Source organism: Trichocoleus sp. FACHB-40 (assembly GCF_014695915.1).
Taxonomy (GTDB): Bacteria; Cyanobacteriota; Cyanobacteriia; order Cyanobacteriales; family FACHB-T130; genus Funiculus; species Funiculus sociatus.
This window is the reverse complement of record NZ_JACJPF010000083.1, coordinates 1-14,226: the sequence shown is the minus strand read 5'-3', so window position 1 is coordinate 14,226 and position 14,226 is coordinate 1. Positions and strand designations below refer to the sequence as shown.

10 protein-coding genes and 1 pseudogene are annotated in these 14,226 nt (G+C 45.4%); 4 read left to right on the top strand and 7 right to left on the bottom strand.

Annotation, left to right across the window (positions count from 1 at the left end; translation table 11 throughout):
• Positions 1 to 582: 582 nt before the first annotated feature.
• From modB to H6F63_RS18915, 3 genes are all read right to left on the bottom strand, one after another.
• A complete protein-coding gene (gene modB / locus H6F63_RS18925; protein ID WP_190639057.1) occupies positions 583 to 2,367 on the bottom strand; it encodes a molybdate ABC transporter permease subunit in 1,785 nt (594 codons plus the stop codon).
• A 195-nt stretch (positions 2,368 to 2,562) separates the two neighbouring features.
• Complete coding sequence (gene modA, locus H6F63_RS18920) at positions 2,563 to 3,240, bottom strand: molybdate ABC transporter substrate-binding protein (RefSeq protein ID WP_242019923.1); 678 nt, start codon at positions 3,238 to 3,240, stop codon at positions 2,563 to 2,565.
• A gap of 327 nt (positions 3,241 to 3,567) precedes the next feature.
• Positions 3,568 to 5,496 (bottom strand): heavy metal translocating P-type ATPase, encoded by a 1,929-nt coding sequence (locus H6F63_RS18915; protein WP_190639054.1) that lies wholly within the window; start codon positions 5,494 to 5,496, stop codon positions 3,568 to 3,570.
• Positions 5,497 to 5,757: 261 nt separating this feature from the next.
• Here H6F63_RS18915 and H6F63_RS18910 point away from each other — a divergent pair, with 261 nt between their 5' ends.
• The 4 genes from H6F63_RS18910 to H6F63_RS18895 all read left to right on the top strand — a co-directional run bounded on the left by H6F63_RS18910 (position 5,758) and on the right by H6F63_RS18895 (position 10,564).
• Positions 5,758 to 6,888, top strand: coding sequence for a precorrin-8X methylmutase (locus tag H6F63_RS18910; protein ID WP_190639053.1), 1,131 nt, complete (start codon positions 5,758 to 5,760; stop codon positions 6,886 to 6,888).
• Between the two features lie 226 nt (positions 6,889 to 7,114).
• Entirely contained in the window at positions 7,115 to 7,642 is a 528-nt protein-coding gene (locus tag H6F63_RS18905; protein WP_199298145.1) for an alpha/beta hydrolase, read from the top strand.
• Positions 7,623 to 9,245 carry an IS1634 family transposase gene (locus H6F63_RS18900; protein ID WP_190639052.1) on the top strand — a complete coding sequence of 541 codons (1,623 nt, stop codon included), beginning with the start codon at positions 7,623 to 7,625 and terminating at the stop codon, positions 9,243 to 9,245. Before H6F63_RS18905 ends, H6F63_RS18900 begins: the two co-directional genes overlap by 20 nt.
• On the top strand, positions 9,218 to 10,564 hold the full coding sequence (locus tag H6F63_RS18895) for an alpha/beta hydrolase (RefSeq protein WP_190639051.1): 1,347 nt from the start codon (positions 9,218 to 9,220) through the stop codon (positions 10,562 to 10,564). The genes H6F63_RS18900 and H6F63_RS18895 overlap by 28 nt, the downstream gene beginning before the upstream one ends.
• Before the next feature lie 143 nt (positions 10,565 to 10,707).
• Here the strand turns inward: H6F63_RS18895 and egtD are convergent, their stop codons facing one another.
• The 4 genes and pseudogenes from egtD to H6F63_RS18875 all read right to left on the bottom strand — a co-directional run.
• The gene (gene egtD, locus H6F63_RS18890) at positions 10,708 to 11,757 is read right to left on the bottom strand and encodes an L-histidine N(alpha)-methyltransferase (RefSeq protein ID WP_190639050.1); all 1,050 of its coding nucleotides are present in this window, start codon (positions 11,755 to 11,757) and stop codon (positions 10,708 to 10,710) included.
• A 239-nt stretch (positions 11,758 to 11,996) separates the two neighbouring features.
• Entirely contained in the window at positions 11,997 to 13,256 is a 1,260-nt protein-coding gene (gene egtB / locus H6F63_RS18885) for an ergothioneine biosynthesis protein EgtB (protein ID WP_190639049.1), read from the bottom strand.
• Positions 13,228 to 14,019, bottom strand: coding sequence for an ergothioneine biosynthesis protein EgtC (gene egtC, locus H6F63_RS18880; protein ID WP_190639048.1), 792 nt, complete (start codon positions 14,017 to 14,019; stop codon positions 13,228 to 13,230). Before egtC ends, egtB begins: the two co-directional genes overlap by 29 nt.
• A gap of 101 nt (positions 14,020 to 14,120) precedes the next feature.
• A pseudogene (locus H6F63_RS18875) lies at positions 14,121 to 14,226 on the bottom strand (IS1 family transposase); the annotation flags it as partial.

Genomic DNA, 14,226 nt, shown 5'->3' with positions numbered 1-14,226 from the left:
GTGTCAAGAAATCAGCTATGTACACTGGATGACTAAGTTAACTAAATGTTAACTCAAAGCTCTTAGATAGGAAGAGTCTATTCGACTATGTAAAGTTTTGTATCTAGATTCAACATTTCTGGTTTTTGATCGCCGAACGCATCCGTAAGAAGTGAGTAAGTTTTGTCTTACAATGTAACAACTTATTCGTAATCTGTAACTCTTGAAAATATCCTCTTGATGTTTTGAAATCTTTAGCCGTACGACCGGAATGTGTTTTATCATCTTTCTGCCGCCGCTTCCGGGGTAGCGGCGGCGGGGAGAGTTTCTGGAAAACAATATGTTTGAGTACAAATCTCGTTCTGCCAAAATTGGCTAAACAACAATACGGTTCAGTTAGAGTTAAAAATTTAGAAGATGCGATTTGTTAGTTCAGGTTCCTCAAACGCCACGCCCGCGAATAACCGTGGCTCCCATTCCTTACAGTTCCTTTGAACAAAAGCAACTTTTTGGTTTTATTTTAAATAAAAAGATATTTTAATTATATATTACAAACTTTCGTAAATAATCCTATATATTTCTATAAGTAATTCCACAGTAAGTTTACTCCTCCAACAACATTAGCCGCATTGGATCTAACCGGACGTACCAGGGGAAAGATTGGTCTTTGAGAACCGCCCATTTTTCTTTAAAAACTTCGGCTTGCAGATGGTAATCGTGGGGAGTAGTGGGGGAAGAGTTGAGCTTGAGATATAGAGTCATTCGGTGTGGACTTTCACTGGTTCTCACCAACCAACAGTGGAAAGTATTCTCTTGATTCGGGTCTTTAGTAAAGGTTACTTGATGGGCGCGAATTCCGACGTAGGAGAGCAAACCTGAGACAGGCTCGATAACTCGGAGAGTGCAACCCCAATCTATTGCTTCTACTTCTTGGGATGCACTAATTCGGGCGCGAGAAAAGTTTTTGCAACCTGTTAATTTGGCAACGCTTACAACCTTGGGACGCTCAAAAATATTCTGCTTTGAACTGTAAGCGATCGCGTTCCCTCTTTCCAGCACCAGCAAATCTTGACAAACCCGATAAGCTTCTTCCAAATTGTGCGTCACAAATAAAGTAACACCCTGATAATTCCCCAAACTGGCAATTAATTGCTGTTCTATCTGGCTTCGCAAGTGGGTATCGAGTGCGGAAAAAGGTTCGTCCAATAGCAGCGCTTCAGGTTGACTTGCCAAAGCCCTTGCTAAAGCAACTCGCTGCTGTTGACCGCCAGAAAGTTCACGGGGATATCGGTGAGAATATCCTTGCAACTGCACCGCTGCAAGTTGGGCTTCCACCTGCTGTTTAATTTTGGCAACCGATATCTTTTTTGGTAAGCCGAAAACAATATTTTCAGCAACAGTTAGGTGAGGGAATAAGGCGTAATTTTGCACTAAATAACCGATACAGCGATCGCGACTTGGAATATTGATTCCTCGTTCTGAGTCAAACAGCACTCGCCCATTTAAAACAATCCGTCCTTGGGTGGGTGTTTCGATTCCAGCAATACAACGCAATATCATACTTTTACCAGCGCCAGAAGCGCCCAGCAATCCCAAAGGCTGTTCATTGCTGCTGAAGGAAACTTTTAAGGTAAAGTCAGAAAGTTGCTTTTGAATATCTACAAAAAGTCCAGAATTGGGAATTGGGAATTGGAAATTAGAAATGGGGGATTGGGATAAGTCTTGTTTTTGCCTTTTTCGGTCATCTTGCCAGAAATTGACAGATGCGATTGCTAATAAAGAAATACCCATAATCGCCAGCGCCCAAAACCAAGCTTCATTCATCGCCCCCGCTTCCACCGCAAAATAAATCGCCATTGGAATCGTTTGCGTTTGTCCCGGAACATTGCCAGCTAACATCAAAGTAGCGCCAAATTCTCCCAAAGCACGGGCAAAAGCCAGCGTTGTTCCCGCGATAATTCCTTTACTAGCTAAAGGTAAACTAATTCTCAAAAAAATTGACCATTCAGAAGCGCCAAGAGTTCTAGCTACTGCTAATAAATTAGCGTCAATTTGTGCAAATGCTCCCAATGCTGTTTTGTACATTAATGGGAAAGCAACTACTGTAGCAGTTATTACAGCGGCGTACCAAGTGAATACAATGCTAAAATTTAGAGGTAGTAGCATTCCCACAAAACCATTTTTTCCGAACAACAGCAGTAATAAAAAGCCTACGACTGTTGGCGGCAAAATCAAGGGTAAAATAAAAATCGCCTCAATTAGCGACTTCCATTTTCCTCGATATTCTAGCATCCAGTAAGCAGCTAGAATGCCAAGTAAGAAAGTAATAACGGTGGCGATTGAAGCAATTTTAAGAGAAATCCATAAAGGAGATATATCAAGTTGCATTGGCATTTTTTTTAATGCAAAAGTAAGCCAAGCTATTATACTTAATTTACACTCCTTCTCCCGTTCCCAGGCTCCATAAAACGAGATTAAAATTGAAAATTTTGGGATATGGCAATCATGCCTTATTTAGAAAATTCTCCCTTTCCTTCTCCTCTTGCCTCAGCGGTTAGTTTTTCACAATTCTGCCGAGGATTGCTATATCCCAAATCCATATTTTTGAAATAGCGTTCTAGCTTGATTACTAAATAAAAATTGGATATACTCTTTAGCCGCAGGTATATTTTTGCTATTTTTAAGCACTGCTACTGGATAAACAATCGGGGAATGTAAGTTTTCTGCTGCTGTTGCTACCTGTTTTACCTGCTGTGATGTTCTCGCGTCTGTAGCATAAACAAGACCTGCATCGACGTTGCCACTTTCTACCGCTGCTAAAACTTGACGAACGTTGTTTCCTAGCACAAATTTTGGTTTAATTTGCTGCAAAATACCTAAATTTATGAAGACTTGTTCAGCGTATTGTCCTGCTGGTACGCTGCGTGGTTCTCCGACAGCAATCCTTTTCACTTTAGCGTTTGTCAGTTGGCGGAAATTGCTAACTTCTGAAGAATTTCTTGGCACAATCAAGACTAGGCGATTAGTTAGCAGGTTGCGGCGAGTATCGGGGAGAATAAGTTCCTTTTCTTGTAAGGCATCAATTTGCTTTTTACCAGCAGAAATAAATACATCCGCTGGCGCACCATTTTCAATTTGTTGTTGCAAGGCACCGGAAGCGCCAAAGTTGTAATTAAGGTTGATATTTTGTTTATTTTGTGGGTAAAGAAGCTGAATTTCTTGGAGTGATTCTCTTAAACTAGCGGCGGCAGAAACGAGCAATTTATTATTTTTATGTGCTACAAGAGGAGTGTTAATATTTGCTCGTATGGTTAAGATGATTAATGTCGCAAGGAGTAAAGAAAAAAATATAATAATGCGTCTTTTTGTCATAGATTATCTGAGTCATTAAAATTAATTTATTTTGAAATATTGCTAAATATGTCGCAGATGTCTCATCTGCGATACATAGGAAGAAAGATTTCAGAACTTGTTTTGAACTGCTATAGCGTTTCTCAGTTGGGTGGAATCTATCGCGGTTTTGACATTCGGGCTACGTTGGTAGGGACATGGCAATGCCATGTCCCTACAGATTTATCGCACGATAGCCTAATTTCTTAGTAATCTTAGACCACTTAGCGTCACGAGTACAGTAGATCCTTCATGGCCAATCACGCCTAGAGGTAGAGTGATATTAGCAGTAAAGTTGGCGATTAACAGCAATACAATGGCACTGAGTGCAAAAACGATGTTTTGTTTAACAATTTTATCCGCACGACGACCTAAATTAATTGCCTGAGACAATTTTTCTAAACGGTCTGCCATTAAAACAATATCAGCTGTTTCTAAAGCTACATCGCTGCCAGCTGCTCCCATTGCAATTCCCACTGATGCTGTAGCAAGTGCGGGTGCATCGTTAATCCCATCTCCCACCATCGCCACGGTTTGATATTGCTGTTGCAGACCGTGAATTACTGATACTTTATCTTCGGGGAGAAGTTCGGCATAAACTTGGTCTATTCCTAACTGTTGGGCAACGCTTTTGGCGGTGCGTTCGTTATCACCAGTCAGCATGATAATCTGTTCTATGCCTAGCTGTTTTAAGCATTTTACTGTTGCAGCAGCAGCGGGACGTAGGGTGTCAGCAATAGCAATGATTCCCAGAATTTGATTGTCAGCAGCTACCCAAACAACGGTTTTGCCTTCCGATTCTAAGCGATCGCATTCTTTAATCAAATCTTCGGCAAAGTCAGAGTTTTCCGATTTCACAAAAGCAGCTTTACCGAGTTTTACCTGCTTTGTGTCTACTTCACCGATAATCCCAAAACCTGTTTGCGATCGCACGTTAGTAGCAGTTGGAACACTCAGATGATGATCTTGGGCGGTTTGGGCGATCGCATTTCCGATAGGATGTTCTGAAAATGCTTCTATTGCACCTGCTATCTGCAATACGCTACTTTCTGATTGTCCGGAAGCTGGGATAATTTCGACAACTTGCGGTTTACCTGTGGTGAGAGTGCCAGTTTTGTCAAAAGCGATCGCTCTGACTTTTCCCATTATCTCCAACTGGGTGCCACTTTTAAATAAAATACCTTGTCGCGCCCCATTTGCCACTCCTGATAGCAATGTTGGCATAATCGCCGCCATCAATGCACAGGGAGAAGCTACCACCAGAAAAATCAACGCCCGATAAATTGTAGTTTCCCAATCCCAATTCAATAATACTCGCGGCAAAATTGCTAAAAGTATCCCCACCAACACAATTACTTTCGCATATCCACGCTCAAAGCGTTCAATAAATAGCTGCGACGGAGGTGCTTCAGTTTGGGCTTGCTGTACCAAACGAATCACCCGCTGAATTAAACTACTTTCTGGGGGTTGATGCACTTTCAGGGTAATAGCGCCAGTCCCGTTAATTGTCCCAGCGAACACTTCATCGCCGACAGTTTTCTCTACTGGTAATGACTCACCTGTAATTGATGCTTCGTTGAGGTTACTTTCGCCTTCGATGATGATGCTGTCAGTGGGAATCAATTCTCCGGGTTTGACTAAGAGGCGATCGCCCACTTTTAATTTATCAATGGAAACCTCATGTTCCTGACCGTTTAACATCACTCTGGCAGTATCCGGTGTCAAACTCATTAAACTGCGGATCGCCCGGTTAGTTCTCTGCATAGCATAGCCTTCGAGTGCGCCGCTGATGGCAAAAATCAAAATCAGCACCGCACCATCAACAAGCAGGTGATACTCCTGCCGCCAAAATCCCAGCCCCGCAGCCCCTAGCGCCGCCACGATCATTAATAAATCGACATCGAGTTCTTTTTCTGCAAAAAGAGTCGTTAGTCCCTCCTTGGCGCTTTCGTAGCCGCCAATTACATAGGCTGCTGGCAGCAGAAATAAACTAAGTCCAACCCAGCTAAATTGCAGGCAAAGCCAACCCAGGAAGACGAGTAGACCGCACAAAGTAGCCGCTATAGCATCTGGATGTTCTTTGAGGAGTTGGTTGAAGTTTGGAGTGGTAAGGGAATAGGAAGTCATTGGGGTGCTAGAAATCGCCTTTCTAGACCACGGTAAACGTTGACATTAATGTAAATGTCAACTTCTATAGGTGGGCATTGAGAAGGTAAAAGAAAAAAGCGCCCCAAAGAAAGGGACTAGCATGGCGATAATAAATACGGCAGGCGACGGCATTACCCGGATATTGAGACAAAATAAACAAAAAGAACAAAATAATGCTTTTATTTTTCCTTTTTGCTCTTATCCTTGGTATTGATTGCCCACCTTACTTAGACTAAAGGTATGACAAATAACCCCCTGACGATTAAAAATCTCATCAAGGCGGTAGGCGGTGGTCTTACTCCCAGAATGGTGAGGCATTATCACACTTTGGGGTTGTTACCACCTGCTAAGCGATCGCATGGGAATTACCGACTCTACACCGATCACGATGTACAACACTTGCGGCGGATCGTGGCGTTGAAGCAACAAGGATTTCAGCTGTCCCACATCCAAAAGTTGTTGGCAACCGACAGCATGACGGCGACAAATGACTCGCTGATGACTCAACTGCAACAGCAATATCGGTCTGTGATGCAATATCTGGGAAGGTTGCGGCAAACAGCATCGGCGTTGGAAGGATTGTTAGGACGCGATCGCGAATGTCTTAATATCCAATTAGAAGCAATCGACCAACTGCGACAACTGGAAGTAGAAACGATCACCGGATTCGCACAACTAGAAAAACTTTGGGACGGCTTGGATGCTGCGACACACACCCATCCAGAAGAATTTCAAGAATCGTTAGAACACCTGTTACCGGATTTGAGCGATCGCTCAGAAATTGAAGTAGATTTACTTAAGAAACTGGTGTTAGCCTGTGGCGATGTCAGTTTAGTGGATATTGTGCGACTGAGTGAGAATGCGGAGCGAAGCGTGCGCGGAAGCGCGATCGCAGCTGCCCGTGATGCCCTAAACGCTGGTTGCCAAATCGTCGCTGATGTAAAACCAGTTTTTGCCAGCCTCGACCAAACCAGATTAGCGCATCTGGGCTGTGAGGTTGTCACCTTAATTGATGACCCCCACATTACCAGTGTTACCGAAGCAGAACACGAATTTTGGCAACATCGCCAATGGCGGGAACGATTGCAGCAGCTAAAATTTAACTGTGTTCTAGTAGTAGGTTATGCCCCATCAGTATTAATGGCAGCTTGCGAAGCAATTGAAAACGGTAAGCTGCAACCTGCCTTAATTATCGGGATGCCAATTGGGTTTAGTCACGCCCCATCTGCCAAACGCCGCTTAATGCGTTCCGGCGTTCCTTTCATAACCAGCGTTGGTACTTTAGGTGGGGGACTACTAGCAGCGATCGCCCTGAATGCCTTAGCCGAGTCCTTGATCGAGAAGCCAAACTGCCACTGTTATTTGGGCTGATGAAGGAAACTGGAGACTCTTAAGTTGTAGGTTGGCCGCTTGGATGCGAAACCCAACACCCAGAAGCATTTGTTGGGTTTCGTTCCTACGCAGGGTGTGGATTTTTAGCGTTAGCTGAACTTGGGACTCTTAAAACTCCACTAAAGTTGGGGATATGGGTGAAGCACTTGGAGTAAAGACAATGAAGATATCTAGCATCCCCTAATCAACTTTATTGGATCTCCAGATGGCATCTTCCCCTCGTCAAGATCGTGCAACCTCTCAACCGTTGCACTCATTTAAGCAACAGAACTCCCCTGCTGGGCATAAGAAAAACAGAAGTTGGCTTCAAAAGATGCGATCGCCCAAAGGGACGACCCCTGTGTCGCGTTTTTTCTTTTCCCTATGCTTGGGAATACTCTCCACAGCTTTGAGTGCAATTCCTGCTTTCGGTGCCGAGAGAATTGCCTTCTTTTACCCTCCCTTTGGCGAGTTCTATATTTCCATTAAAGACCTGGAAATCTTTGCCAAAGAAGGCAAAATCACCCCAGAATTTGCCTTTTATGCCAATCGTGTCAAACCACAACAACTTGCTGTACTGCGGGAGTTACTGCAAAGACGCCTTGATGTAGGCCCTATTACTATCTCTCAATTTACCTACACGCCGATTGGAGAACAAATATTGAGGCGTTTGGGGCAAGTCTTGAAACCCACATTCCGCAGGTTTTGGAATAGAACCATTATATTTTTGATGTATGAGAGCATCAAAGATTAGCGTACAAGATATTGACCACAGTGGGATTGTAGCGGGAATAATTGACCAGATGGGGTTGGTCGAGCAAGTCAACCAACGTCTAGGACAGCATCCGTTACAGATTGTCAGCCCTGGGCAAGCTGTTAAAGCGATGATTTTAAATGGGTTAGGTTTTGTCAGTGCGCCATTGTATTTGTTCGAGCAATTTTTTGTCGGCAAGGCGACAGAGCATTTGATTGGGGAGGGGATACAACCAGAACATCTTAACGACGACCGCATCGGACGAGTGCTAGATGAGTTGTTTGAAGCAGGATTGACAGAAGTCTTTGTAGAAATCGCACTTTCGGCAGCAAAGCGATTTGGGGTAGCAACAACGACTCTACATTTGGATTCGAGTTCGTTTCATGTCGATGGGAAGTATGCCTGCCAATCAGCGTCACAGACGGCTCAGATGCGCACGATTGCTATCACCCACGGATATTCCAGGGATCACCGACCGGACTTGAAGCAATTTGTGGTGGACTTAATGTGTAGCGGGGATGGGGATATCCCGTTGTATTTGCGGGTTGCCGATGGCAATGAGGCAGACAAAGCGGTGTTTGCTCAACTGCTCAGACAGTTCAAGTCCCAGTTGAACTTTGAGTCCCTGTTTGTGGCAGACAGTGCGTTGTATTGCCAGGAGAATCTGTACGCCTTATCCGGGTTGCGCTGGTTATCGCGAGTTCCGGCAACCTTGAGCCAGGCCAAGGAACGTTTACAGGGGACTCCGGCCGAAGCGTTCGTGGCAAGCCGGATGTCGGGCTATCGGATGGCACGGACCCAGAGTCAGTATGCTGGAGTGGAGCAACGCTGGTTAGTCGTGGAAAGTGAAGCCCGCAAAGCCTCTGACCTACAACATCTCGGTGAGCAAGTCGCCAAGCACTATCAAAGGGTTCAATCCCAACTCAACCAGTTAAGCCGACAAGCCTTTGCCTGTGAAGCGGATGCCCGTGGTGCGGCAAACCAACTGGAAAAGGCTTGGCGTTACCATTGCTTCACCCAGGTGAATGTTATCGAGCGAGTTCCCAAAGCCAAGCGGGGCAGACCGCGTAAGGATACCACTCCACCAACCCAGCGACAATATTTTGTGCAAGCCATCCTTGAGCAAGATGCAGGGGCAATTGCCATCGAAACGCAACGCGCCGGACGGTTTATTCTCGCCACCAATGTCTTAGACCCCCAAATTCTCAGTGACGATGATTTGCTGGGTCAGTACAAAGCTCAGCAGTCCACCGAACGCGGCTTTCGTTTCCTCAAAGACCCTTTGTTTTTTACCTCCAGTGTATTTCTCAAATCTCCCCATCGAGTTGCGGCTTTGGCAATGGTGATGGGGCTATGTTTACTGGTCTACAGTTTAGGGCAACGCCTGTTACGTCATGCCTTAAGCCAGTCTAAACAGAGTCTCAAGAACCAATTAAACAAACCCACTCAAATGCCAACCTTGCGTTGGATTTTCCAGTGTTTTCAATCGGTTCATCTGGTGACGATGGACAACATCAAACAAATTGCCAATCTAACTGAGGAACGCCAGCAAATTCTCCGTTTCTTGGGAGCCGCTTGCCAGAAATATTACTTACTCGTCTGAAACCTGCGGAATGTGGGTTGAAAGCTGATTTTAACCAAAATGGTTTTTATGCCCTACGATCCGCCTTCATTCAGGCTGCTGCTGACCCAGAAGGGTTAACCCTCGTAAATATACTGCATCAGTTCCCCCTGCGTACCATCCGCCTAGACCGGCAACTAAGTCTCCAAGCAATTAGACAGGTGTCTTATTTATTCGGAAGGCGGGATTTAATCGTCAACAGCATTCAACAGCAGGCGGCAGATGAAGTAGCAACGACTTTAACATCTTTACCAGAGCCAGATTTACGGGTTTCAGGACAATTTAGGTGGCGAAAAGAAACCATCACCTTTAACAACCCAAACCGGGAACTTCCCGTTCCTGCCGATATTTACTTGCCTCAAGGACTCCAGACAACTGCCCCTGTAATTGTCATCTCTCACGGTGTTGCCTCAGACCGCAATACCTTTGCTTATCTAGCTGAACATTTGGCATCTTGGGGCTTTGCAGTGGCACTGGTGGAGCATCCTGATACGAGTGCCGAAAAGTTTCAGCAATTCTTGACTGGTTTCGATACACCCCCGCAACCCACCACATTTATCAATCGCCCTTTGGATGTCAAGTATTTACTGGATGAACTCCAGCAAAAATCTGAGTCTGACCCTGCTTGGAAAGGAAGGCTGAGTGTGCAACAGGTGGGAGTAATTGGTCAATCGCTTGGCGGTTATACGGTTCTAGCTCTTGGGGGTGCTGCACTCAACTTTGAAAAGCTGCGTCAGGTGTGCAATCAATCTGAACTGAACAATACATCTTTTAATTTGTCACTGCTGCTACAGTGTCGAAGTACCGATTTACCGCCCCAAAACTATAATTTGCAAGATGAACGGGTGAAAGCGGTACTGGCAGTAAATCCCTTGAGTAGCACTATCTTTGGACAGGAGGGATTAAGTAAAATTCAAGTTCCCGTCATGCTGGTTGCAGGTGTTGAGGATTTGTTTACGCCACCAGTACCGGAGCAGATTTTCCCCTTTACCTGGCTAACAACGCCCCAGAAATATTTGGTTATGGCCCAAAACGCCACTCACTTCTCTTATCTTGGCGGAAAAAAAGGGGTGTTGCCTGTCCCACCAGAATTGATTGGTTCAGATCCTGCCTTAGCTCGTCCCCAACTCAGGGCGCTCTCGACGGCTTTTTTTAAAACTCACCTGAGTAATCAGCCAGAATACCGCCCCTACCTAAGTCAGCCTTATGTCAATGCTATCAGCCAAATTCCATTTAACCTGACTCTGATCAAGTCTCTGACAGCAACTCAGTTAGAACAAGCGATCGCTGGCTTCCGCTAGTTCTAGCTAGAAACCCAACAAAGGCTTAATATGGTTAAGTTTTTAAGGCAAAGCTAACCCTCTAACCCCTTACCTTCAAGGGCAGGGGTTAGAACTGAAAGCCTCTCTCCTTTCAGGAGAGGGGTTGGGGAGAGGTTAACACCCTACAAAACAGAAGGTTGCATCTGGCAAAGCAATAACCCAAACCACTGCTGTTGATCTGTCCAAACTTGCAGCGGTTTTAAACCTTGGGTTTGGAGATACTGCTGCATAGTTTTGAGATCGAATTTGCGGGAAATTTCGGTAAGAATTGTCTCGCCGCTGCTAAACTCAATCGTTAAGTTGAGGGCGCGAAGCTGGATAGTTTGCGATCGCTTACTCCTCAAGTGCATCTCAATTTGCTGCTGAGTTTCGTTATAAAACGCCCAGTGTTCAAACTGTGAGATGTCAAAATTGCCCTCAAAGCGCCGATTCAAATGCTCCAGCATATTCAAATTAAACGCCGCCGTCACGCCACAGCTATCGTTATAGGCTGCATCTAACAAATGTTTAGGCTTGGCTAAGTCTATTCCTAGTAACAAATACTCACCCGACTGGAGGGCATTTGTAATTTGGGAAAAGAAGCGATCGCATTCTTCGGGAGTTAAATTTCCCAACGTAGAGCCAATAAAACATATCATCCGACTAGACAGCCCAGTTGGGGACAGTCGTGCCAATGCCAGTTCATAAGTGCTGCACTTAGCATGAACCTGAAGAGATGGATAGTCTACCAAAAGCTCTCTAGCACTGCTTTCCAAAATCCCCGCACTGACATCAATCGGCACATAGCGCAGCCTCTCACCCATGTCCTGGTAAGCATTTAGCAGAATGCGGGTTTTCGTAGAACTACCGCTTCCCAGTTCCACCAGTTCACATTCACCCGTCATCTGGGCAATTTCCCCGGCATACTCTTGCAAAATTGCCGTTTCTGTGCGTGTTAGATAATATTCCGGCAACTCGCAGATTTGCTCAAACAGTTGTGAGCCTTTGTCATCGTAGAAATAGCGTGGCGGCAGAGTTTTGGGAGTTTGAGTCAACCCCTGAACAACATCGTCACCCGGATCGAGTTTATTTAACTCTGATGGCGTGGGGCTAAGTAGATGCTCTATCTGCAAGCGTTTTTCAATAGTGTACTGGGAAGAAATTTTACTGCTTGCAGTTTTAGAAATTGACATTAAACCTCCGTTTGTGTGGGAGCGATCGCTCTTTAAAACAATTCACTACAACCGTCAGCTAGTGAAACACAAAGCTAGCTCCAATAAAAACACGCCTTAGTTAGATGTTTCAATTTGATGCTTGTTTAGTGTTGATTCTTATCTTTGACGAACAGCTTAACGCTTAACCCACGTTAGTATCCGCCCTCACCCCCAACCCCTCCTCCCGCTAGAAGAGAAGGGTTAGGAATGAGGATGAATTAACTTTTAGCACAGCGAAACCCAGACAAAATCTGACGCACGTCGGGATGATACCAGTTGCGGAAGCTACAACGCAAAGCCCAAGGACGAGTCGCCCAACTGCCACCTCTCAACACCCGATGTCCATCAAAATAAGCCTGAGAATAACCAGCGTAAGGGTAACTTACAAACCCGTCGTAGCCATCAAACCAAGTCGATGTCCACTCCCAAACATTACCCAAAGCATCTTGCAAACCATAAGCACTTTGCCCAGATGGATAAGCATCTACGGGTGTCGTTTGCCCCGCAGCATTATCGTGATTGCATCGGTGGGCATCTAGTTCTTCCCCCCAAGGATAAGTGCGACGACAACGGACTGTTTCATCCCAACTGGCTGCTTTTTCCCACTCTGCCTCTGTTGGCAAACGCTTACCAACAAATCTGGCATAAGCTTCAGCTTCGTACCAGCTGACACCGCAAACAGGGTGATTATCCCAAGCTGAGTCTTCTGCCCAATATAGCGGCTGATTGACAGGATTCTCAGACAGCCATTTCCAGCCAGCATTACTCCACCAACAGGTTTCCCGATAGCCTCCCGCTTGAATGAACTCGCGATATTGCCCGCAGGTGACTGGGTAGCGGTCAATCCAGTAGGTGTCTAAATATACTTTGTGAACTGGTCTTTCATTATCCAGGGCATTGATAGATTCGTTACCCATCGCAAACTCACCCGCCGGGATTTCAATCATTTCAGATTGCTTGGAGGGTGGGTAGGATGCCCGCCCTTGATTAGGCAAGCCAGATGCCACAAGAGATCCCACTTGGGGCATCTGCCAGCGTTGCAATTGCAGCACAAAGCTCACCGTTTCGCTATGCTGGCTTTCATGCTGAATTAACCAGCGCCAGAGGCGTTCTTGCTCCTCTAATGGCGCTACTTCCAGGTAATCTAATACCTGTTCTCTTACGGTGTCCAGGTAGCTGCAAATTTCGGAAAGTGTTGGTAAATAAACCCGTTCTACTTTGGGTAAGCCATCAGCAGCAAATAAACGTTGATATTCGGTGAACGCAGGCGGTTTCCTAGCACAACGATTAAGTAGCCAAAGAGACTCGGTGTAGCCAATGTGACCGAGATGCCAACCGATGGGGCTGAAGTCGGGATGAACTTGACGACAAAAGGTGTCGTGGTTTATACCTTCAAACAGCGCTAAAGTTCCGGTACGACAGCGCTGCAATCCCTGATAAATTGCCTCTCTACAAGAATTGATCGATTTGAACTTCAAGGTCTTCTCCCACGCTCAAAATGGTATTTTCTGGGAAACGAATCCAGTTGCTAGTAAACAACGGTTCAGAGGCAATAACTACTGCTTTTGGGAAGATAGGATCGTCGCGCAGCCAGTAGAGGGAGGGAGCGGGGGAAGTAGTAGCATAGCGAGTGGCGACCATGCGATGTCCGTCACTGACAATAATGTTGGCAGAAACTGATGTTTGATGAGCTTTGGCTAATTCAGCGATGGTAGTCAAGGTTTTGTAAACTGCTTGTTCCAAACTCATACCAGGGGTAGATGCCAAGTTATTGAGCAGTAGAGCGAACATATGTTCAGAATCGGTTGTACCATCGATAGATTGGTAGATGCGATCGCTCAACTGATCCCTAATCGGTCTGTATAGCGTCTTACGAAAGTCTTTGATGAAACCGTTATGAGTAAATAACAGATTCTCCCCTCGAAACGGTTGGCAGTTACTCAAATCCACTGATTGCCCAGTAGTAGCACTGCGAACGTTACCCATTACACAACCTGACTCAATATATCTACCGAGATTGGTGAGATTGATATCATCCCAAATGGGCAGCAAATTTTTGTAAACAAAAGGTTCTGTCTCGCGTTGTGGGTGAAACCAGCCAATCCCATAGCCGTCAGCACTGACGACGCCAGAGGTCATCTCGCGGGGTTGGTAGCTTTGAACAATCAGCGAGTGTTCTGGTTTGGACAAAAGGTAGTCCAAGATAATCGGTGCGCCAAGGTAGCCTAGTATACGGCACATAGAGAAAGCGATCGCTCCCAGCTTTTTTACAATCCTTAATCATTGTAGGCACGTCCTCTTAGGCTACGGCAGCAAAAAAAGGTAATAGGAGGGGGGTGGTGCTAAACAAGTAATGATGCATTGTAATCATGCACAAAATACCAAATGGCACCAATGTGATTCTCTAAGGACTTGGAAAACGATAAGGTTTTTCGGACTAATCGAGAC

Excerpts from the sequence above, each read along its gene's own strand:
- modB (WP_190639057.1), bottom strand. The coding sequence starts at position 2,367 with ATGCAACTTGATATATCTCCTTTATGGATTTCTCTTAAAATTGCTTCA.
- H6F63_RS18915 (WP_190639054.1), bottom strand. The coding sequence starts at position 5,496 with ATGACTTCCTATTCCCTTACCACTCCAAACTTCAACCAACTCCTCAAA.
- H6F63_RS18910 (WP_190639053.1), top strand. The coding sequence starts at position 5,758 with ATGACAAATAACCCCCTGACGATTAAAAATCTCATCAAGGCGGTAGGC.
- H6F63_RS18905 (WP_199298145.1), top strand. The coding sequence starts at position 7,115 with ATGGCATCTTCCCCTCGTCAAGATCGTGCAACCTCTCAACCGTTGCAC.
- H6F63_RS18900 (WP_190639052.1), top strand. The coding sequence starts at position 7,623 with ATGAGAGCATCAAAGATTAGCGTACAAGATATTGACCACAGTGGGATT.
- egtD (WP_190639050.1), bottom strand. The coding sequence starts at position 11,757 with ATGTCAATTTCTAAAACTGCAAGCAGTAAAATTTCTTCCCAGTACACT.
- egtC (WP_190639048.1), bottom strand. The coding sequence starts at position 14,019 with ATGTGCCGTATACTAGGCTACCTTGGCGCACCGATTATCTTGGACTAC.